The 1,720-nt window shown below is 69.0% G+C and carries 1 protein-coding gene; it reads left to right on the forward strand.

Translation table 11 applies throughout. The features are described from left to right. Positions 1–174 precede the first annotated feature (174 nt). Positions 175–1,720: amino acid permease (locus tag ACFXAZ_RS27965; protein ID WP_384596824.1), on the forward strand; the 1,546-nt coding region annotated here is incomplete at its 3' end.

Genomic DNA, 1,720 nt, shown 5'->3' on the forward strand with positions numbered 1-1,720 from the left:
CCGCTCACGCCCCCCGAGTTGGGGCGGCGCTCGCGGTGTGTATTCTTGGCGGGGGGGCGCCGCTGAGTTTGTGTCGGTGCGGCCCCCTTTCACGTTCTGGTCTGCTCCCTCTTCCGACCCATGGGGCCAAGTTGTGACGTGTGTCACGCCCTTGATGAGGGAATTGCTGGGGGCATGACAGACGTAGACGGCGTCAAGGCGCGTGGGCTCACCGACGAGGAACGGCTGGCTCAGCTCGGCTATACGCAGGTGCTCGCCCGCCGCATGTCGGCGTTCTCCAACTACGCGGTCTCCTTCACGATCATCTCGGTGCTGTCCGGCTGCCTGACGCTGTATCTGTTCGGCATGAACACCGGCGGCCCGGCCGTGATCACCTGGGGCTGGGTCGGGGTCGGCCTGATGACCCTCTTCGTGGGGCTGGCGATGGCCGAGATCTGCTCGGCGTACCCGACCTCGGCGGGCCTGTACTTCTGGGCGTACCGGCTGGCTCCGGAACGTACGGCCGCGGCCTGGGCGTGGTTCACGGGCTGGTTCAACGTGCTCGGGCAGATCGCGGTGACCGCGGGGGTCGACTTCGGGGCCGCGTCCTTCCTCGGCGCGTATCTGAACCTCCAGTTCGGCTTCGAGGTGACCCCCGGCCGCACGATCCTCCTCTTCGCCGGGATCCTCGTGCTCCACGGTCTGCTGAACACCTTCGGTGTGCGGATCGTCGCCTTCCTCAACAGTGTCAGCGTGTGGTGGCACGTGGTGGGGGTGGCGGTGATCGTGGGGGCGCTGGCGTTCGTCCCCGACCGCCACCAGTCGGCGTCGTTCGTCTTCGGCGAGTTCGTGAACAACACGGGGTGGGGCAGCGCGCTGTACGTGGTGCTGCTGGGGCTGCTGATGGCGCAGTACACCTTCACGGGCTACGACGCGTCCGCCCATATGACCGAGGAGACGCACGACGCCTCGACGGCGGGCCCGAAGGGGATCGTGCGGGCGATCTGGACCTCCTGGATCGCCGGTTTCGTCCTGCTCCTCGGCTTCACCTTCGCCATCCAGTCGTACGAGGGCGCGCTGACGTCTCCGACGGGGGCGCCGCCGGCCCAGATCCTGCTGGACGCGCTGGGTGTGACCGCCGGGAAGCTGCTGCTGCTGGTGGTGATCGGGGCGCAGCTGTTCTGCGGGATGGCGTCGGTGACGGCCAACAGCCGGATGATCTACGCGTTCTCCCGCGACGGGGCCCTGCCCTTCTCCCGCGTCTGGCGCACCGTGAGCCCGCGCACCCGTACGCCGGTGGCGGCGGTGTGGCTGGCGGCGGGCGGGGCGCTGGTGCTGGGGCTGCCGTACCTGATCAATGTCACCGCGTACGCGGCGGTCACCTCGATCGCCGTGATCGGCCTCTACATCGCGTACGTCATCCCCACCCTTCTGCGGCTGCGCAAGGGCGACGCGTTCGAGCGGGGGCCGTGGCATCTGGGGCGCTGGTCGCGGGTGGTGGGGGTGGTGGCCGTTGCCTGGGTCGGCGTGATCACGGTCCTGTTCATGCTTCCGCAGGTGTCCCCGGTGACGTGGGAGACGTTCAACTACGCCCCGGTGGCCGTGCTGGTGGTCCTGGGGTTCGCGGCGGGGTGGTGGGTGGTTTCGGCTCGGCGGTGGTTTTTGCGGGCGGGGGTACGCCGTCAACTCGCCGTCCGTCGGAACCGGAAGGCCTCGACGGCATCGCCGAGCTCACCTCCCG

It is taken from the genome of Streptomyces sp. NPDC059477 (assembly GCF_042749375.1).
Classification (GTDB): Bacteria; Actinomycetota; Actinomycetes; order Streptomycetales; family Streptomycetaceae; genus Streptomyces.